The sequence below is a fragment of the Novosphingobium sp. PASSN1 genome, assembly GCF_002278815.1.
In genome coordinates this window covers 151,552-169,568 of the sequence record NZ_NKIS01000004.1, presented here as the reverse complement: position 1 = coordinate 169,568, position 18,017 = coordinate 151,552, and the positions used below count along the sequence as shown (strand labels likewise).

Here is an 18,017-nt window from a genome sequence, read left to right as displayed (position 1 = left end):
GTGTTGCGGGCAATCGGCCGACGCTCGGCAACCGGTCCGCGTGACGCTGCGTTGATCCGAGCCCTAGCTTACTTCTGCGCAGCGTAGACTTTCACCAAATCGTGGAGAAAATTCCGCGCGATGTAGGTTGATCGCACGGCAAGCCGCTCATCGTGGCCATGGGCGCTGTTGCCATCAGGCTCAAACGACAGGCCCGGCACGCCATAGACCGGCACGCCAAGCTTCGCGAGATACGCCCCGTCGGTAGCAAGCAGGCTGGTCGCTGGCACCAGTTCCATGCCCTGAAAATAGCGGGCGATCAGTTTTGCCGCCGGGCGCAGGATGCGGGGGTCTTGCGGCGGCTCCGCTGGCGCCGGACTTACCCGGCCAACGCGGGACATGACGAGATTGGGATCACCGATGGCGTTGAACAGCGCGGTGCGCGTTCCTTCGGCATCCTCGCCGGGCAAGATGTAGCAACTGATCGTCGCCTTGGCGGTCTGCGGAATCGCCGTCACAAGAAAACCACCCTGAATCAGAGTGGTGAGGCAGGTGGTGTGCACCAGAGGGTTGAGAAATCGGTCTGCTGAAACCAGGGTATGGGCCGCAGCGTCTGATGGATCGGCGGCAAGCCGCACCATGGCCGAGCCCAGGGCATCGCTGCGGTGGGCTCCTACTGCTGCCAAATAGCTGCGCGTCGCTGTGTTGAGGTGCAGCGGAAATTTGAACGCCCGAACCTTCCACAGCGCATCGATCATCTTGGAGATGGCGTTGTCATCGGTCGGGATCGAACTGGGGCCGCCCGCGCTGAATGTCTCGATATCGAACGTCGCCGTCGTCATTTCACCAATGGCGATGGTCTGGATGGCCGCTTTGCCGCTCCCGATTATCTGGCCGCCGCCGCCCTCGGTCAGAGCGAATTGCGCATCCAGCAAGTCGGGTCGGCGGCGCACCAACCATTCGGCACCATTGGCCTGCGCGCTGGATTCATGCCCGCAGGTCAGCGCCAGCTTGATCGTGCGTTTCGGCTTGAATCCCTCGGCGCGCAGGCGGAGCAGCGTGTCCACCCAGATCGCATCGAGCGCTTTCATGTCCGCCACGCCGCGCCCGTAGAAATAGCCGTCCCGCTCGATGAGTTTGAACGGGTCGGTCTTCCAGTGCCAGGGATTGGCACTGGAAACATCGATATGGCCGAGCAGCAGCATCGGTCTCGCTTTTTTTGATCTGCCCGGCACAGTGATGACCACGCCGCCATCGAGCGCGATGGCCGGATCGCGAAACAGCGTGATCTGGTCGGCGGCAAAGCCTGCGTTGCGAAACCGCGCGGCAATCTTTTCTGCCAGCGCGCTGCAGTTCCCTGTGCTCACCGATGTGTCGGTCTCGATCATCTCGCGGAAGAGTTCGCGGAAGGCCGTCTGGCCGGCGTCCGATCCCGCCGCTGGAAGGGCCGGCTCGGCCGCCAGGGCCGCGTTTGCGGCAAGCGTCCCGCTTGCGACAACGGCCAGTGCCAGCGCTGCGCGCCAGATACTTCCATTTCTCATCATGCAAGCTCCGGTGAGCATCATGGTTAATACCTATGAGGCCGCCTAGAAGTCTGAATGCGAGCCGCATTGACCTTGAACAATTTTCAGGCGTTCACGCAGACAGTCCGCCGCGCGGGCCGCCCTATCTCCGGCGCACCCACTTGAGGTCGTAGTCGGTCGTCCACGTCGCGCCGCCGTCCTCGGTGCCCACGGCCAATTCGCGCACCGTGCCATCCGGCATGGCGTAAAGCGTCCAATGGCGCAGGCGCACCTTTCCTCCGGGCAGGGGTCTTTCGGTTACGTAACGAATCTCGCCCGGCTTCACGAGATTGCCGCGAAATACCGTGGCAGCGCCGTCGTCGGTTGCCCAGGTATAACCCCACGATCCCAGCAGCCGCGAATAGTTGAAAAGGCCGATGCCGTTGCCGGTTGGGCGGCCATCGGTCTTCCTCCAGTGCTCCTCGATCGCGCAATCGTTGAGGATCAGCTTCATCGTCACTTCGTCGGTCTTCTTGTCCCCGGTGTAGACGTCCCAGCTGCCCACGGTGAAATCCTGCTCGCGGAACTTGGGGTCGTTGCGGCAGGTGTCGGCGGTCTGGGCCGCGGCGGGGGCGGCAAACGCGAAAAGAGCAGCAGCAATCAGCGGGCGGTGCATCGGCGGTCTCCTGAGCAGATCACCGCCATGAGGCCGCAATTTGGGCGATTGCGCAAGGCGGCATTGCCATTACACTTCAAGCTGAAGCGGCGATCTGGAACGGGGGCAGGGCGGTGAGCGAATGGTCGGATAAGGAACTGGGCTTGCACTTGCCCATCGCCCGGCGCGATTTCATCGGCGGTGTCGCTGCAGGCGCGGCACTGGCGGCGGCCCCAGGCGCGCTGGCGCAGGCGGCCCCTGCCCCAGCGGCGGACTATCCCCCCCGCTTTACGGGCCTGCGCGGCCAGTATCCCGGCTCGTTCGAGGCCGCGCACATGGCGCGCGACGGCGAATTTGGCGGCGCGCTTCCTGCCGAAGACAGCGGCGAGCACTACGATCTCGTCGTGGTTGGCGGCGGCATCTCGGGCCTCGCCGCCGCGCACTTCTACCGGCAGGCACTGGGCGATGACCGCAAGATCCTGATCCTCGACAACCACGACGATTTCGGCGGCCACGCCAAGCGCAACGAGTTCACTTACGAAGGCCGCACGATCCTCGCCTACGGCGGCACGATGAGCATTGAATCGCCGTTCCCCTACAGCTTCACCTCCAAAAAGCTGCTGGCCGATCTCGGCGTCGACCTGACCAGCTACCACCGCTACGAAACCAAGGCCTACGAAGGCCTCGGCTCGGCCACCTTCTTCGACAGGGAGCACTTCCTTGCCGACAAGCTCGTTACCGGAACCGGCGCCAAACCCTGGCCGCAGTTCTTCGCCGAAGCCCCGCTGACCGGCGCGGTGCGCGCCGATCTCACCCGGCTCTACACCGAAAAGGTCAACTACCTGCCGGACCTGACGCCCGATGCGCGCGCGGAATATCTGCGCCACATCAGCTATCAGGATTACCTGCTGAAACACGCGAAAATGCTGCCCGAAAGCCTGCCCTATTTCCTCGGCCACTATTTCCGCAACAACAAGCGCGTCGATACGCTCCCGGCATGGGAAGCTGCGCTCGGCGGGCGGATGCCGGGCTTTGCGGGCATGGACCTGCCGCAGCAGATCACCGCCGAAGCGCAGCACTTCCACTGGCCCGATGGCAACGCCACCGTCGCGCGCCTCCTCGTCAGCCGCCTTGTCCCCGGCGTTTTCCCGTCCGCCACGCTCGATCAGGAAAGCGTCGTCCTCGCGCCCGCGCGCTACGGTGCGCTGGATAATCCGGCCAACCCCACCCGCATCCGCCTCTCCAGCATGGTCATCCGTGCCGAACATATCGGCAAGCCCGCGCGCCAGACCGAAAAGGCCGTGCGCGTCGTCTATGTGAAGGATGGCAAGCGCGTTGCCGTCACGGGCGCAAACGTCATCATGGCCTGCTTCAACATGGTGATCCCGTTCATCGTCCCCGCCTTGCCGCAGGCGCAGAAGGAGGCGCTGCACTATGCCTCCAAGGTGCCGATGCAATACACCAATGTGCTCGTGAAGAACTGGCGCCCCTGGGCCAAGCTCGGCGTCAAATCCATCAGTGCGCCCAACGGCTATCATATCGGCGCTTCGCTCGACACGCCCATGAACATCGGCGGCTATGCCAGCGCGCTGACGCCCGATGAGCCGGTGGTGATCCACATGGTGCGCAATCCCAACCAGCCCGGCCTGCCGCGCAAGGAGCAGAACCGCCTAGGCCGTGCGGCCATGCAGGCAGAGGAATACCCCGCCATCGAGCGCGAGATCCGCTCGCAACTCCAGCGTATGCTGGGCAGCGCAGGCTTCAGCGCCGCACGCGATATCGCCGCCATCACCGTCAACCGCTGGCCCCACGGCTATGCCTATACATACGATACGCTGGGCGATCCCGACGTGCCCGACGAGCAGCGCCCCCACGTGATCGGCCGCCAGACGTTCGGCCGCATCGCGATTGCCAATGCGGATGCTTCGGGCAGCGCCTTCACCAATACGGCCATCGACATGGGCGAGCGCGCCGTGCAGGAATGCCTGATCAGCCGGGGACTTATCTGAGCCAATGATCGAACTGTACCACTGCCGCGATGCCCGTTCCTTCCGCGCGCTCTGGGCGCTCGAAGAACTGGGCCTGCCCTACACGCTCCACACCATGCCGTTTCCCCCGCGCTTTGCTGTGCCGGAATACCTCGCGCAGAACCCCCTCGGCACAATCCCGCTGATGGTCGATGGCACCACGCGGATGACCGAATCCAGCGCGATCCCGCAATATCTCGCCACGCGCTATGGCCCGACGCCGCTTGCCGTCTCCCCGGAAGAGCCTGACTACGGCCTCTGGCTCGATTGGATGCACCGCAGCGAGGCGACGCTCACCTTCCCGCAGACCATCGTGCTGCGCTACACCCGCTTCGAGCCCGACGAGCGCAAGCTGCAACAGGCTGCGGACGACTACACCCAGTGGTTCTTCTCGCGCCTCAAACACCTGACGCGCGCGCTGGAGGATGGCCGCGAATGGCTCTGCGCCGGGCGCTTCACGATGGCGGATGTGTGCACGGCCTACGCGCTGCTCCTCGCGAAGGACTTGGGGCTCGATTACAAGTTCAGCCCTGAAATCGCCGCCTACTGGGAGCGGGCAAGCGCGCGCCCCGCTTTCCTCGCGGCAAAAGTAGCGCAACAAGCCAGCTGACGCGCAACGCAAAGGGGCGGCGGCTTTCCAGCCACCGCCCCGCTTGCGTTCACCGGTTTTCAGCCGATCAGAACTTCACGCTACCACGCACGCCGAACGTGCGCGGAGCCTGGAACTGATAGGTATTGGCGCCCGCGTTGAAGTTCTGCGTGGCATAGGCCAGCACCTGCTTGTCAAACACGTTGCGCACGAACGCGGAGACTTCCCAGAAGCTGTTTTCCGGCGCGAACTTGAGGCTCGCGTTGGCCAGCACATAGTCCCACGAACGCGTATCCGGGGTGTTGAACACCGAATAGTAGAACGCCGAGGAATACTTGGCGTCCACCCGCGCGGTGAACTTGCCGAACGAGACCGGAATTTCCTGCTCGATCGCGCCGGATGCCGTGAAACCGGGCGCGTTGGGCAGGCGGTTGCCGCCGATGTCGATCGCAACCGGCGGGGTGCCGCCATTGTTGATCTTGATCCCCTCGCCAAACTTGGTGTGCAAATAAGTGGCGTTGAAGCTCAGGCGCGTGCCCTGGCCCACCAGCGCGGTGGCGCTGCCCTCGATGCCGAACACCTTGGCGCTGCCCACGTTGAACACCCCCGAACCGCTGCTCGTCGCGGCGGTGAACTGGCTGCCCTGATAGCCCTTGTAGTTGAAGTAGAACACCGAAGCGTTGAGCTGGAGCGTATTGCCCATCAGCGAGTTCTTGGTGCCCAGTTCGAACGAATCCAGCCGCTCCGGGCCGTAATCGACCGAAGGCGCGCTGCCGTTCGAATTGAACCCGCCCGATTTGTAGCCGCGGTCATACTTGGCAAAGATCAGCGAACCCGGGGCAGGGCGGTAGTTCAGCCCCGCATGCCAGGTCGGCTCGCTCTGGCTGAGGTTGCCGTTGCCCGGCGTCGTCAGCGGGAAGGGCGGGCACGTGCCCGGCGCGGGGAAGCCGTTGCCGCATAGCGGAAACGCCAGCGCGGGCAGGCTGAGCACGGCATTGCCGGTGCGCACCTTCTTGTCCCACGTGTAGCGCCCGCCAAGGCTGAGCTGGAGCTGGTCGGTGAGGTCATATTCGATCTGGCCGAACAGCGCCTGCGAACGGGTCAGGATGTCGTAATCGAACTTGATGCCATAGCGGTTCGACTGGTCGGCATTGGGCACGAACGAGAGCGGACCGCCGGGTGCGAACGGCCCAGTCATGTCGAGGTTGAAGATCCCCGAATTGACGACGTTCTTTTCCTGAAAATAGAAATACCCGGCCTGGAAAAACAGCTTGCCGCCCTTGTTGTTGCTCACGCGGATTTCGTGGTTCCAGGTCTTGGGGGTTTCCTGTTGGCGAAACTGGCGGTTGGCCGGATAGCCGCCAGTGGCATCGAGCTGGTTGCGCCAGTTCGCGCTGTCATACCCGCCCGAGTAGATGAAGTTCAGGCCCATGTCCGCGTTGTAGGCCAGTTCCCAGCGCACGCGGTCGCTCTCCAGCTTGGTGCCGGTCGGCGCGCTGCTGGTAAACGTCTTCGCCTTGCCGAACACAGGTGTCGGACCGCCCAGCGGCCCGCGAAACTGCGCGTCGCCGTTCACATCGCGGTTGTCATGCTGATACGAAACCCATGCGGAAAGGCCATTATCGCCCTTGTAGAGCGCCTGAATTCGGCCCGACTTGAAGTTCTCGTCATCGCCGTCAAGCGCGGGACCGGCCGAAGTGCGGTAGCCCTTGTGGCTGAGCGCGGTGCCCGAGGCGCGGACGGCAAAGCTTTCCGCCAGCTGCACGTTGACCCCGGCCTCGCCGTTGAAGGTCTTGTAGTTGCCCGCCTCGGCGCTGGCAAAGCCGCCATTGCGCATTTCGGGGCGCACGGTGATGATGCTGACAAGGCCGCCGGTCGAATTGCGGCCCTGAAGCGTGCCCTGCGGACCCTTGAGCACTTCGATGCGCGCCACGTCATAGAACGAGGAGCTGATCGCGAACGAGCGGTTGGTGAAGAACCCGTCGCGGGTGATCGGCACCGAAGGATCGCCGATTTCGGTCACGTCGGTCGAGGCAATGCCGCGCACCGCGACATAGGCCGAGCCGGTCGAGTTGGTCACGTTCACGCTGGGGTCGATCTGCGCCAGATCGCGCACGGTGTTGACGCCCTGATCGGCAAGCGCAGCGCCGCTATAGACGTTGAGCGCAATCGGCGTGTCCTGTGCGCTTGAGGCCACGCGGTTCGCGGTCACGACGATTTCGCCAAGGCCCTCTGCTGGCTTGGCGGCATCGGCAGCAACCTGCGCCTGTGCGGGCGCGGTGAGGGCAAACAGGCTGGCGCCCAGCAGGAATGAACCGGCGGTGGTGGCCTTCATGGACATTTCTCCCCTTGAATTGAAGTCTTTTGGTCGAATTGGAATCTTTTGAGAATATTAGATTAATAATGATCATTCTAATATGAGTTTCCAAAACGGACGTCAAGTCGGTCGGCCACGGGGCATGAGAGTGGGTCAGGAGGAAGAGGGGAAGTGCAGCGCAGCAACGCTGTCCGACACGGGCCCGGCTGTCATGATGCGCGGATGGCCCTTCTGCTTCGATCAATCGGCCATGATTGATCGAATGCAGGTATTCCTCGGGCCAGTGTCGACTGCGTCAACCTGCCGATTCCCTGCCGCCCAACCGGGCCTGATGACACCGCGCGCGCGCGCTGCTAACGGCGGCGCATGACTGAACTCGCTCTCATCCGTAATTTTAGCATTATTGCTCACATTGACCACGGCAAATCGACGCTGGCTGACCGGCTGATCCAGTTCACTGGCGGCCTCTCTGCGCGCGAGATGAGTGAGCAAGTCCTTGATAACATGGACATCGAGCGCGAGCGCGGGATCACCATCAAGGCGCAGACGGTGCGACTGGAATACCCGGCCAAGGACGGCAAGACCTATCAGCTCAACCTGATGGACACGCCGGGCCATGTCGACTTCGCGTATGAAGTCAGCCGCAGCCTCGCCGCGTGCGAAGGCGCGCTGCTGGTGGTCGATGCGGCGCAGGGCGTGGAGGCGCAGACCCTCGCCAACGTCTATCAGTCGATCGAGCACGACCACGAGATCGTGCCGGTGATCAACAAGATCGATCTGCCCGCCGCCGAGCCGGAAAAGGTGCGGGCCGAGATCGAGGAAGTGATCGGGATCGACGCCAGTCAGGCGGTGATGACCAGCGCCAAGTCCGGCATCGGCATCGAGGAAGTGCTCGACGCCATCGTCGCGCGCATTCCCCCGCCGGGCGGTGATCGCAGCGCGCCCTTGAAGGCGATGCTGGTGGATAGCTGGTACGACCCGTATCTCGGCGTCGTCATTCTGGTGCGCGTGATCGACGGCGTCATCAAGAAGGGCCTCCAGGTCAAGTTCATGGCCGGCGGCACCGAACACCTGATCGACCGCGTCGGCTGCATGCGGCCCAAGCTGCAAGTGCTCGACGAACTGGGGCCGGGCGAAATCGGCATCATCACCGCGCAGATCAAGGAAGTGGCGCAGGCCCGCGTGGGTGACACGATCACCACGGTCAAGCAGGGCGCGACGCAGGCGCTGGCGGGCTTCAAGGAAGTGCAGCCCGTGGTGTTCTGCGGCCTGTTCCCGGTCGATGCGGCGGACTTCGAAAAGCTGCGCGAAAGCATCGGCAAGCTGCGGCTGAATGATGCCAGCTTCTCGTTCGAGATGGAAAGCTCTGCCGCACTCGGCTTCGGCTTCCGCTGCGGCTTCCTCGGCCTGCTGCATCTGGAAATCATCCAGGAACGCCTCAGCCGCGAATACGACCTCGACCTTATCACCACCGCGCCCTCGGTGGTCTACCGCCTGACGATGACCGACGGCACGGTGAAGGAACTGCACAATCCTTCCGACATGCCCGATCCGGTCAAGATCGCGGAAATGGAAGAGCCGTGGATCAAGGCGACGATCTACACGCCGGATGAATATCTCGGCTCGATCCTCAAGCTGTGCCAGGACAGGCGCGGCATCCAGACCGGCCTGACGTATGTCGGCGGGCGCGCGCAGGTGAGCTATGAACTGCCGCTCAACGAAGTGGTGTTCGATTTCTATGATCGCCTGAAATCAATCAGCCGGGGCTATGCCAGCTTCGATTACGAACAGATCGGCCTGCGCGAAGGCGACCTCGTGATGATGAACATCCTCGTCAACAACGAACCGGTCGATGCGCTGAGCATGGTCGTCCACCGCAGCCAGGCCGACCCGCGCGGCCGCCATCTGGTCGAACGCCTGAAAGACCTGATCCCGCGCCACATGTTCAAGATCCCCATTCAGGCCGCCATCGGTGCAAAGGTGATCGCGCGCGAAACGATCAGCGCGATGCGCAAGGACGTGACTGCCAAGTGCTATGGCGGCGACATCAGCCGCAAGAAGAAGCTGCTGGAAAAGCAGAAAGAGGGCAAGAAGCGCATGCGGGAATATGGCAATGTGACTATCCCGCAGGAGGCGTTTATTGCTGCATTGAGGATGGGTGAAGAATAGCCGCAAGCGCCCAAGCGACGTTTGCGTGAGCAAACGGTAGCTTGGAAGCTGGTCGCCGCAGGCGAGCGGCTATTTCGGCCGGGGGCCGGGAGCCTTAAGCGAACCGAGCCCTTCGACGACGCGGCTTTGCCGCGTTGGCTTCCTTGCTTGTTCTTCAAGCCTTACTGCAGAGAATGCTACCCCTCCGACCCGCCTGCGGCGGGCCACCTCCCCATTTGCCCCTTCGACAAGCTCAGGGGAAAATGGGGAGGACGCACACGGATCGCCAAGGCGCACCGCTTTGCCCCTGGTGCAGGCGGCGTACACCCGATAACCTCCTGTCATGGCATTTGGCATCTTCGTTCACCGCGCGGACTCGATCTATGATGATGCGCCGTCATCGCGGTATCAATTTCCAAAGCCTTATCTGGGCCGCGCCAAGCCGCTTGAGGGTGGATGGGTCGTATATTACGAACCATCAAAGGTGCCGCAATCACGCGGCTATTTCGCGGTGGCGAAAGTTGCCAGAATTGTTCCTGACCGCACGATAGACGACATGTTCGTCGCTGAGATTGAACCAGAGACATACCTCGATTTTGTCACGCCGGTTCCGTTGAATGCGCCTGACGGTCAACGCAATGAACGCGGGCTGGGCGGACGCGCGCAATGGGCCGTTCGCGACCTCTCGCCAGAGGATTTCCGGCGGATAACCTCACTTGGACTGCCGGAGCAGGAGGATTTCCTACCGCGTGTGGGCGATGTTCCCGATGGTCGCTTGCAAGAGCCGCGCGTTCCCTTTGAGGTGGAACGGACTATCGTCCAGTCGCTGCTGTCCCGGCCGAAGCGTGACTATCTTTTTAGGCGCGCAGTTCTCGCTGCCTATGACAGTCGCTGCGCCGTCACCGGGTGGAAGCTTATCAATGGCGGGGGACGGGCTGAAGCCGAGGCTGCCCATATCAGGCCGGTTGAGAAAGGTGGTCCGGATAGCGTGCAAAATGGCATAGCCCTGAGTGGTACGCTGCATTGGATGTTCGACCGTGGGCTAATCGGCTTCTCCGATGAACTGGATATTCTCATTTCGCGGCAGGTGAATGATCGCAGCAGCGTTGAGGCGATGATCAATCCATCCGGCAGGGCGCTTGCTCCCGACCGACCCGGGCTTCGGCCGCATCCCGTGTTCTTGCGGTGGCACCGGGAGAACTGTCTGAAGCCGTAGGTTGCGCCAGTTACCCCTCCGTCAGCGCTTCGCGCTGCCACCTCCCCATTTGCACTTCGTGAAAATAGGGAGGGTCTTTGGCGGGGCGAGGTGGGTGAAACCCGTTAGACCTGCTTGTTGGTGGAGAATGGGGAGGACCTTGCCAAATCGGCGCTATCTCCTTCTGGTCCTCCCCGTTTTTGCGCAGCACAAACGGGGAGGTGGCATTGGCGCAGCCAATGACGGAGGGGTTCTTGCCGAGGCCAAAGCAACCACGCAACGTACCTTTGGCGCGTAGGCTCCGCGCGGAAGCGAGTCTGCCGGAAGCGCTGCTCTGGCGGCATCTACGGCTTCAGCCTGATGGCGTGAAAATCCGCCGCCAGCATCCGGTTGGGGATTGGGTGCTGGATTTTTACTGTGCGGCCACGAAGGTTGCTTTCGAGATTGATGGCATAGCCCATGATATGGGCGACAGGCCTTTGCGGGACCAGCGGCGGGATGCGGCGCTGGGGGCGCTTGGGATTGCGGTGGTGCGGATCGCGGCGGGGGATGTGCTGCGCTCGCCGGAGGCGGTGGCGGAGAGTGTGGTGCGGTTTTGTCGGCGTTGATGGCCCTTCCGTCAGCGCTTCGCGCGTTACCCCTCCGTCAGCGCTGCGCGCTGCCACCTCCCCATTTGTGCGGCCCGCATAAATCGGGAGGACCTAGGAAGGTGCGGCCTCACTCCCCGTCCTTCGGCGGGGGCAGCGCCAGCCAGTTGGGCATGTTGGGGGCTTTCCCGGCGGCTCTGGCTTCGGCTTCGGCGATGAGGAACGCATCGTAGGCTTCGCGCGCGGGGGCGGGGAGGGCTTCGTACCACTGGCGGTTGGCGGCGGTGAAGCGGGAGAGGATATCGGGCGCAGCTTTGGCGGCTTTGGCGCGGGCGGCTTCTTCGTCTTGCTCATATTCGGCTTGCCACTGCTTTTTCAGCTTGGCGATTTCGGCGCGGGTCGGGGCATCATGGCGGCCCACGGCCTTGAAGCGCTTGGAGGCGCGGTTTCTGAGCAGGAACATCAGCAGCCGATCATTGTAGACACGGCGGCTGCCGACGACGGCGCCGTAGTGATAGACCGGGACTTCGATGCCATGGAGCGCGCGGTCCATCGCGACGTCTTCCAGCCGCTGAATGCCGAGCGCGAGGGCGGCTTCCCACGCCTTGCGGAACTCCTGCGCCTCGGGGGGGCGGCGCAGGAGGTAGGCGCCTTCGGGGGTCATGTTTACTGCATGGGCGGCGCGTTTGACGCTGCCGGTATCGGCAAGCGCTTCGATGAAGCCGCGCTGGCGTTCGGGCGTCCAGCCATCAAAGCGGTTGTAGTGGCGGGGGACAGGAGTGAATGCGGGGAGCGTGCCTTTGGCGGCGGGCTGGCGGGAGCGGTCTTTCATGCGCGGCCTCGGTTCGTTGCGGAAAGCGGGCGCGGTTATGCCATGATGGTGGGCGTGTAGGACAGAACGAAATGGGAACTTGTGGGGCGAAGGGGGGCTCTTCCGGCTAGCGGTAGTTACCCCCACCCAGCCTCCCCCGAACGGGGGAGGGGCAATTGGAAGTGGTCGCGGCCTGGCGTTCAGCTTGCTGTGAAGCCGCCATCTACCACCAGTTCCGAGCCGGTCATGAAGGCGGCGCGGTCTGAGGCGAGGAAGGCGACGGCGTCGGCGATGTTTTGGGGCACGCCGAAGTGGCCCAGCGGGTGGAGGTTGGAGAAGCTGGCGCGGGTGTCGTTTTCGCCGGTGCCGGTGGCGGCGGCGAACTGGGAGACGAGATCGCGGCCCATATCGGTTTCGATCACGCCGGGGTGGACCGAATTGCAGCGGATGCGCAAGGGCGCGACTTCCATCGCGACGCCCTTGGTGAAGAGGCGGACCGCGCCCTTGCTGGCGTTGTAGCAGCTGACCAGCGCGGTGCCGACGAGGCCGGCGACCGAGGAGAGGTTGATGATCGAGGCGCCGCCGGTCCATTGGTTTGCGCGCTCCGCCAGCAGCGGGACGGCGTGCTTGCACCCGAGGAACACGCCTTCGACATTGACGCTGTGGAGGCGGCGCCAATCTTCGAGCGTGGTTTCGGTGAGGGGTTTGGCGAGGAACAGCCCGGCGTTGTTGACGAGGATATCCAGCCCGCCAGCCGCTTCGCGGGCGAAGGCCATCGTGTCGATCCAGCTTTGTTCATCGGTCACGTCATGCGCGCGGGCGAGGCCGCCGAGTTCTTCCGCGAGGGCTTCGGGCGCGGCCAGATCGGTGACGATGACGCGCGCGCCAAGGGCGGCGAGGGCGCGGGCAGACGCCTCTCCGATGCCGCGCGAGGCGCCGGTGACGAGGGCAATGCGGCCGGCCAGTTCAGTCATGGGTCTCTCTCCATCGGTTCTGTTTGCGCAGCATCCTAGCGCCGATTTCGCCGATGGCCACTGGACAGAATCCGTCATCACGAACGGCGCGGGGCGAGCCGTGTCGCGGGCTGCGGCCTTGCCACGGCAGGCCGGGCGGCTACACAGGGGAGGATGGCCCTGCGCGGCGGGGCTGCTGGAGAGGATGTTTCGAATGACGGCCTATGTTGTGTTCATCAAGGATGGCGTGAACGATCAGGCGGAGCTGGATCAGTATAACGCCAAGGCAGGGGCTTCGATTGCGGGGCATCCGCTGAAGCCGCTGGCGTTTTATGGGCCGAACGAGACGTGGGAAGGGCCGACCGCCGAGGGCCTCGTGATCATCGAGTTTCCGGACATCGACGCGGCGAAGGCGTGGTATAACAGCCCGGCCTATCAGGAGGCGAAAGTGCACCGGCTGGCGGGCGCGAGCTACCGCGTGATGGTGACCGAAGGGGTCGGCTGAAAGCGGTTCCCAGGCGGGAGCCACTGCGGCATGATGCGCTGATGGCTTCCGCCCACCCCCCTGTGATGCGCGCAATCTCGCGCCGGTCGATGCTGATCGCGGGCTTTTCGACCGTGGTCGAATGGTATGATTTCACGCTGTATATCTATGTTGCGACGATCCTTTCGCGCGTGGTGTTCGGCGGCGGGAAGGGCTCGCTGGCGGTGGTGCTGGCGGGCTTTGCCGTTGCCTATCTGATGCGGCCGCTGGGCGCGCTGGCGATGGGGCATTATGGCGACCGGCATGGGCGGCGGCGGGCGATGCTGCTTTCCATGGCGGTGATGACGGCGGCGATGCTGGGCTGCGCGGTGCTGCCGACTTATGCGCAGATCGGCCCGGCGGCGGGCATGATGCTGCTGGCCTTGCGCTGCGTGATGGCGTTTGCGGTGGGCGGCGAATATACCGGCGTGGTCGCCTATCTGCTCGAAGGCGCACGGCCCGAGCGGCGCGGCCTCATCACCAGCTGCGCTTCGGCGGCGAGCGAAGTGGGGGCGCTGCTGGCGGTGGGCGTGGCGGCGCTGACGGCATGGGCGCTGCCGCCGGACGCGCTCGATGCGTGGGGCTGGCGCATTCCCTTCTTCGTGGGCGCGGTGCTGGCGGGCGGCGTGCTGCTGGCGCGCGCGGCGATGGACGAAAGCCCGGAATATGAACGCCAGCGCGCGGCAGGCACGGTGCCCAAGGCGCCGCTGCGCCATGCCGTGAAGCACCAGCGCGCAGGGATCGCGCGCGGCTTTGCGATCTCTGCGCTGGGTTCGATCAGCTATTACGTGGGGATCACGTATGTGCCCGCGTTCCTCGCTTCGGTGGGCGCAGTGGGCGAAGGCGCGGCGGGGGAGAGTTCGGCGCTGGGGCTTTCGACCGTGGCGGCCTTTGTGGTGATCGCGGTGACGCCGCTGGTCGGCGCGCTGTCTGATCGGGTGGGGCGGCGGCCGGTGCTGATCGGCGTGGCGGCGGCCTGCGCGGCAGGGCCGATCACGCTGTTTGCGCTGATGGCGAGCGGCGGGGTGTGGCCCGCGCTGGTCGGTGCGGTGCTGCTGGCGTGCCTTGGCGGGGCGGTGAGCGCGGTGGGCGCGGTGGCGACGGCGGAGCAGTTTTCCGGCGAGGCGCGGCTTTCGGGCCTCGCGCTGGGGGTGACGAGCGCGACGGCGGTGTTTGGCGGGCTGACCCCGCTGGCGGCGCAGATGCTGCTGGAAGCAACCGGCTGGCCGGGGGTGCCTGGCGCGATGATCGCGGTGGTGGCGCTGGCGATCCTGCCGGTGCTGTGGCGCATTCCCGAAACCGCACCGCGCGCAGGCTGGACAGCGCAGCCGCAGCCGATATAGTTCGTGTGCCTAACTATAATCGGAGAGTGCCGTGGCCAGTGTGATGACGGACAATATCGAGGAAACCGCGCGCAAGGCCCCTGCGCTGATCCGCTATCTGGACGAAGGCGAGTTCGTCACCCGGCGCTATGTGAGCCAGGGCGCGGAGATCAACACCGGCGATTACCGCGACTATCCCGTGGTGGTGCGCGACGGGATGCCGCTGCGCGATCATTTCAGCCTCGATACGCATGGCTTCGTGATCGTGAAGCACGCGACCGCGATTGCCGATTTCCATGACAAGTCGGCAGTGGATGCGGCGTACCAGCGCGAAGTGGAAGCACTGGTTGCGCGGCTGACGGGCGCGGACAAAGTGGCGACGCAAGGGTGGATGATCCGCACTTCGGGCGATCTTTCGGCGCGCGTGCAGGAAAAGGTCGAAGGCTATGTCCATTCGGGCGGCATCCAGCCCCCGGCGGGCGAGGCGCATGTCGACTATAACGAACTGACGGGCAAGCACGCGGCGGCGCGGGTCTATGGTCAGGCGTTTCCCGATGGGCCGGGATACAAGCGATACATCTGCTTTTCGCTGTGGCGCACGTTTTCACCCGGCCCGCAGGACTGGCCGCTGGCGGTGTGCGACGGGCGCACCGTTTCGGACGCGGAGACGGCTTCCAACACGCTGTTCGTGGTCGATGAATTCCCGGTTGGCGATGCGCTGACCGCGCCGGTGGCGGGCGAGGACGAGATGATCGCGGCCACGATCTTCCGCTATCGCGAGCAGCACCGCTGGTGGTATTTTTCGAACATGGCGGCAGACGACGTACTGCTGTTCAAGTTTCAGGACAGCGATCATTCGGTCACGTGGCGCTGCCCGCACACCGCGTTTCACGATACCAGCTTGGCTGATACGAATGTGCGTGAAAGCATCGAAGTTCGCGGGGTGGCGTTCTTCGAGTAAGGCGGGCTTGGAGTAAGCCGGGCCCAAGGCAAGCCGAGCGGGGTAGCGAAGGGCTGGACAAACGATGGACGATATCGAACTGGCCCGGCATCTGGCGCACGGTGCGGCGCGCATCCTGATGGCGCTGCGCAGCGCTGCGACGGCTGAAGGCGCGATCCACGATCAGAAGGCGCTTGGCGCTGAGGGCGATTTGCGCGCGAATGACTGGCTGATGGCGCAACTGGCGGTCCACCGTGCGGACGATGGCGTGCTTTCCGAAGAAACGCAGGATACGCCCGCGCGTCTGGCCAAATCGCGCGTGTGGATCATCGATCCGCTGGACGGCACGCGCGAATATGGCGAGGGGCGCAGCGATTGGGCGGTGCATGTTGGGCTGGCGGTGGACGGCACGGCCACGCTTGGCGCAGTGGCGCTGCCTGTGCTGGGCGTGGTGCTCGATAGCGGCGCGCCGCTGCCCCTGCTGCCGATGGTCGCGCGCCCACGCTTGCTGGTGAGCCGCACGCGGCCCGCGCGTGAGGCGGTGGAAGCGGCGAGGGTGCTGGGCGGCGAACTCATCGCGATGGGGTCTGCCGGGGCAAAGGCCATGGCAGTGGTGCGCGGTGAGGCGGAAATCTACGTTCATTCGGGCGGACAGTATGAATGGGACAATTGCGCGCCCGTGGCGGTCGCGGCGGCGGCGGGTCTGCATGTCTCGCGCATCGATGGCGCGCCGCTGGTCTACAACAACCGCGATACTTATGTGCCGGACTTGCTGATCTGCCGCGCTGAATGGGCAAAAAGGGTACTGGACGCCGTAGCGGCAATCGAGACTTGACCGGCTGCGGCTTTGCAGACACGGATCGGGCATGATCGATCCCCGCCTGTTTCGCGATGTGCTTGGTGCCTACCCGACCGGGGTCTGCGTGGTGACCGCGCAGGCAGATGATGGTGCGCGCCACGGCCTTGTCGTCGGTTCGTTTACCTCGATTTCGCTCGATCCCCCGCTGGTGGGCTTCTTCCCGGACAAGCGTTCGGGCACCTGGCCGAAGATCGCGGAGACAGGGCGGTTTTGCGTCAACGTGCTGGGCGCTGACCAGCTGGCGCTGTGCCGCCGCTTTGCCGCGCGGGCGGACGACAAGTTTGCCGAGCTGGCGCATGGCCAGAGCCCGGCGGGGCTTCCGGTGCTCGACAATGCCATCGCGTGGATCGATTGCACGATCGAGCGGGTCACCGAAGTGGGCGATCACTGGCTGGTGGTCGGCGCGGTGGAAGCGCTGGGCAAGGCAGGCGAGGGCAACCCGCTCTTGTTCTTCCGCGGGCAATATCACGATCTCGCGCTGCTGGCCGACTAGGGTACGCGGGTATTTGGCCCAGGCCGGGCTGCGAACCGCCGCTTTCTGCGCTTCCGGTGCTCACGTACAGGAAGTACGCTGCGCGCGGGTTCTCGAAATCAGCAGTTCTCGCTCCGGCCTGAGCCAAATTCCCACGAACCCTGAGCGGCGCTTTGCAGCGTTTCATTCTACCAGTCGGTAGAAATTTTTCATGCTGGGCGCATGGTTTGATCTCGGTCAAGGATCGCGGGGTCCGCCGCTGCCAGAAAGATGGGGCGCGGAAGGACCGGCCCTCAAGTTCTGGGTTTTCCCCCTTCCGCCGATTTCTCCCCGACTTCGGGCGGCCAGAACCCCTGGCCGCCCACTTTTCGTTATACTTTTTAGTAGGCTAGATCTGATGCATGATTGCCGCAGGCCCGTCCGGCTGATAGAACCGGAGCGGATGAGCGCCTGTGATACTTGCATCGTACGCAATCGTGCGATTTGCGCCGGTCTCGAGCACCACGAGATTACGGCCCTCAGTTCTATGGGCCGCCGCCGCACCGTTGCCGCAGGTGAACCCCTGATCTGGGAAGACGACGACTCGCTGCTTGTCGCCAATGTGATCGAAGGCGTGCTGAAGCTGACGACCAGCACGGCTGATGGTCGCGAGCAGATCGTGGGCGTCGCTTATCCTTCGGATTTCATTGGCCGCCCGTTCGGCCAGACCAGCGCCGCCAGCGTGGTAGCGCTGACGGACGCGCGCGTCTGCGTGTTTGCGCGCAACGATTTCGACCGCTTCGCGCGCGAGCACCCCGAACTGGAGCACAAGCTGCTCGAACGCACGCTGGCCGAGCTGGACCGCACGCGCGCGTGGATGATGCTGCTGGGCCGCAAGAGCGCGCCGGAAAAGATCGCGACGTTTCTGCTCGATATGTCGGACCGGTTGGCGGACAACGGCTGCATGACGCACACCGGTCCTGCACGCCACTTTACCCTTCCGTTTTCGCGGCAGCAAGTGGCAGACCTGCTGGGCCTGACGATCGAGACGGTGAGCCGCCAGTTCACCAAGCTGAAAAGCGACGGCGTGGTGGCGCTGCCGGGACGGCGTGATGTCGAAATCCTGGATCGCAGCGCGCTGGTGGCGCTGGCGGGGTGA

General features: G+C 64.2%; 16 protein-coding genes. 11 read left to right on the top strand and 5 right to left on the bottom strand.

Annotation, left to right across the window (positions count from 1 at the left end):
* Positions 1-68: 68 nt before the first annotated feature.
* Both CFE35_RS08995 and CFE35_RS08990 read right to left on the bottom strand, forming a co-directional pair.
* Entirely contained in the window at positions 69-1,520 is a 1,452-nt protein-coding gene (locus tag CFE35_RS08995) for a M20/M25/M40 family metallo-hydrolase (RefSeq protein WP_292930164.1), read from the bottom strand.
* A gap of 124 nt (positions 1,521-1,644) precedes the next feature.
* On the bottom strand, positions 1,645-2,157 hold the full coding sequence (locus tag CFE35_RS08990; protein WP_292930162.1) for a hypothetical protein: 513 nt from the start codon (positions 2,155-2,157) through the stop codon (positions 1,645-1,647).
* Between the two features lie 113 nt (positions 2,158-2,270).
* On the opposite strand from CFE35_RS08990, the gene CFE35_RS08985 reads away from it, so the two are divergent.
* Positions 2,271-4,145, top strand: a complete 1,875-nt coding sequence (locus CFE35_RS08985; RefSeq protein ID WP_292930160.1) for an NAD(P)-binding protein — start codon at positions 2,271-2,273, stop codon at positions 4,143-4,145.
* Positions 4,146-4,149: 4 nt separating this feature from the next.
* Positions 4,150-4,773, top strand: coding sequence for a glutathione S-transferase family protein (locus CFE35_RS08980; RefSeq protein WP_292930158.1), 624 nt, complete (start codon positions 4,150-4,152; stop codon positions 4,771-4,773).
* Positions 4,774-4,840: 67 nt separating this feature from the next.
* On the opposite strand, the gene CFE35_RS08975 is transcribed toward CFE35_RS08980, so the two are convergent.
* Positions 4,841-7,087 carry a TonB-dependent receptor gene (locus CFE35_RS08975; RefSeq protein ID WP_292930156.1) on the bottom strand — a complete coding sequence of 749 codons (2,247 nt, stop codon included), beginning with the start codon at positions 7,085-7,087 and terminating at the stop codon, positions 4,841-4,843.
* 348 nt (positions 7,088-7,435) lie between these two features.
* Here CFE35_RS08975 and lepA point away from each other — a divergent pair, with 348 nt between their 5' ends.
* The 3 genes from lepA (at position 7,436) to CFE35_RS08960 (ending at position 11,020) form a co-directional block, all read left to right on the top strand.
* On the top strand, positions 7,436-9,238 hold the full coding sequence (lepA, locus tag CFE35_RS08970) for a translation elongation factor 4 (RefSeq protein ID WP_292930154.1): 1,803 nt from the start codon (positions 7,436-7,438) through the stop codon (positions 9,236-9,238).
* A 322-nt stretch (positions 9,239-9,560) separates the two neighbouring features.
* A complete protein-coding gene (locus CFE35_RS08965) occupies positions 9,561-10,433 on the top strand; it encodes an HNH endonuclease (RefSeq protein ID WP_292930152.1) in 873 nt (290 codons plus the stop codon).
* Positions 10,434-10,651: 218 nt separating this feature from the next.
* Complete coding sequence (locus CFE35_RS08960) at positions 10,652-11,020, top strand: endonuclease domain-containing protein (protein WP_292930418.1); 369 nt, start codon at positions 10,652-10,654, stop codon at positions 11,018-11,020.
* Between the two features lie 109 nt (positions 11,021-11,129).
* Here the strand turns inward: CFE35_RS08960 and CFE35_RS08955 are convergent, their stop codons facing one another.
* Both CFE35_RS08955 and CFE35_RS08950 read right to left on the bottom strand, forming a co-directional pair.
* Positions 11,130-11,831 (bottom strand): hypothetical protein, encoded by a 702-nt coding sequence (locus CFE35_RS08955; protein ID WP_292930150.1) that lies wholly within the window; start codon positions 11,829-11,831, stop codon positions 11,130-11,132.
* Positions 11,832-12,010: 179 nt separating this feature from the next.
* Entirely contained in the window at positions 12,011-12,784 is a 774-nt protein-coding gene (locus tag CFE35_RS08950; protein ID WP_292930148.1) for a glucose 1-dehydrogenase, read from the bottom strand.
* Between the two features lie 193 nt (positions 12,785-12,977).
* Here CFE35_RS08950 and CFE35_RS08945 point away from each other — a divergent pair, with 193 nt between their 5' ends.
* The 6 genes from CFE35_RS08945 (at position 12,978) to CFE35_RS08920 (ending at position 18,017) form a co-directional block, all read left to right on the top strand.
* The gene (locus CFE35_RS08945; protein WP_292930146.1) at positions 12,978-13,268 is read left to right on the top strand and encodes a DUF1330 domain-containing protein; all 291 of its coding nucleotides are present in this window, start codon (positions 12,978-12,980) and stop codon (positions 13,266-13,268) included.
* A 65-nt stretch (positions 13,269-13,333) separates the two neighbouring features.
* Positions 13,334-14,629 (top strand): MFS transporter, encoded by a 1,296-nt coding sequence (locus CFE35_RS08940; protein ID WP_292930144.1) that lies wholly within the window; start codon positions 13,334-13,336, stop codon positions 14,627-14,629.
* A gap of 31 nt (positions 14,630-14,660) precedes the next feature.
* Positions 14,661-15,569: a CmcJ/NvfI family oxidoreductase gene (locus tag CFE35_RS08935; RefSeq protein WP_292930142.1), complete on the top strand. Its 909-nt coding sequence runs from the start codon at positions 14,661-14,663 to the stop codon at positions 15,567-15,569.
* A 64-nt stretch (positions 15,570-15,633) separates the two neighbouring features.
* Positions 15,634-16,383: a 3'(2'),5'-bisphosphate nucleotidase CysQ gene (locus CFE35_RS08930; RefSeq protein WP_292930140.1), complete on the top strand. Its 750-nt coding sequence runs from the start codon at positions 15,634-15,636 to the stop codon at positions 16,381-16,383.
* Positions 16,384-16,414: 31 nt separating this feature from the next.
* Positions 16,415-16,900 carry a flavin reductase family protein gene (locus tag CFE35_RS08925; protein ID WP_292930138.1) on the top strand — a complete coding sequence of 162 codons (486 nt, stop codon included), beginning with the start codon at positions 16,415-16,417 and terminating at the stop codon, positions 16,898-16,900.
* A 421-nt stretch (positions 16,901-17,321) separates the two neighbouring features.
* Positions 17,322-18,017 carry a Crp/Fnr family transcriptional regulator gene (locus CFE35_RS08920; RefSeq protein ID WP_292930136.1) on the top strand — a complete coding sequence of 232 codons (696 nt, stop codon included), beginning with the start codon at positions 17,322-17,324 and terminating at the stop codon, positions 18,015-18,017.

Bases quoted from the DNA above. Each gene is read 5' to 3' on its own strand.
- CFE35_RS08950 (WP_292930148.1), bottom strand. From the start codon at position 12,784: ATGACTGAACTGGCCGGCCGCATTGCCCTCGTCACCGGCGCCTCGCGC.
- CFE35_RS08975 (WP_292930156.1), bottom strand. From the start codon at position 7,087: ATGAAGGCCACCACCGCCGGTTCATTCCTGCTGGGCGCCAGCCTGTTT.
- CFE35_RS08930 (WP_292930140.1), top strand. From the start codon at position 15,634: ATGGACGATATCGAACTGGCCCGGCATCTGGCGCACGGTGCGGCGCGC.
- CFE35_RS08965 (WP_292930152.1), top strand. From the start codon at position 9,561: ATGGCATTTGGCATCTTCGTTCACCGCGCGGACTCGATCTATGATGAT.
- CFE35_RS08990 (WP_292930162.1), bottom strand. From the start codon at position 2,157: ATGCACCGCCCGCTGATTGCTGCTGCTCTTTTCGCGTTTGCCGCCCCC.
- CFE35_RS08925 (WP_292930138.1), top strand. From the start codon at position 16,415: ATGATCGATCCCCGCCTGTTTCGCGATGTGCTTGGTGCCTACCCGACC.
- CFE35_RS08945 (WP_292930146.1), top strand. From the start codon at position 12,978: ATGACGGCCTATGTTGTGTTCATCAAGGATGGCGTGAACGATCAGGCG.
- CFE35_RS08920 (WP_292930136.1), top strand. From the start codon at position 17,322: ATGAGCGCCTGTGATACTTGCATCGTACGCAATCGTGCGATTTGCGCC.
- lepA (WP_292930154.1), top strand. From the start codon at position 7,436: ATGACTGAACTCGCTCTCATCCGTAATTTTAGCATTATTGCTCACATT.
- CFE35_RS08995 (WP_292930164.1), bottom strand. From the start codon at position 1,520: ATGAGAAATGGAAGTATCTGGCGCGCAGCGCTGGCACTGGCCGTTGTC.
- CFE35_RS08960 (WP_292930418.1), top strand. From the start codon at position 10,652: ATGACGGAGGGGTTCTTGCCGAGGCCAAAGCAACCACGCAACGTACCT.
- CFE35_RS08940 (WP_292930144.1), top strand. From the start codon at position 13,334: ATGCGCGCAATCTCGCGCCGGTCGATGCTGATCGCGGGCTTTTCGACC.
- CFE35_RS08955 (WP_292930150.1), bottom strand. From the start codon at position 11,831: ATGAAAGACCGCTCCCGCCAGCCCGCCGCCAAAGGCACGCTCCCCGCA.
- CFE35_RS08980 (WP_292930158.1), top strand. From the start codon at position 4,150: ATGATCGAACTGTACCACTGCCGCGATGCCCGTTCCTTCCGCGCGCTC.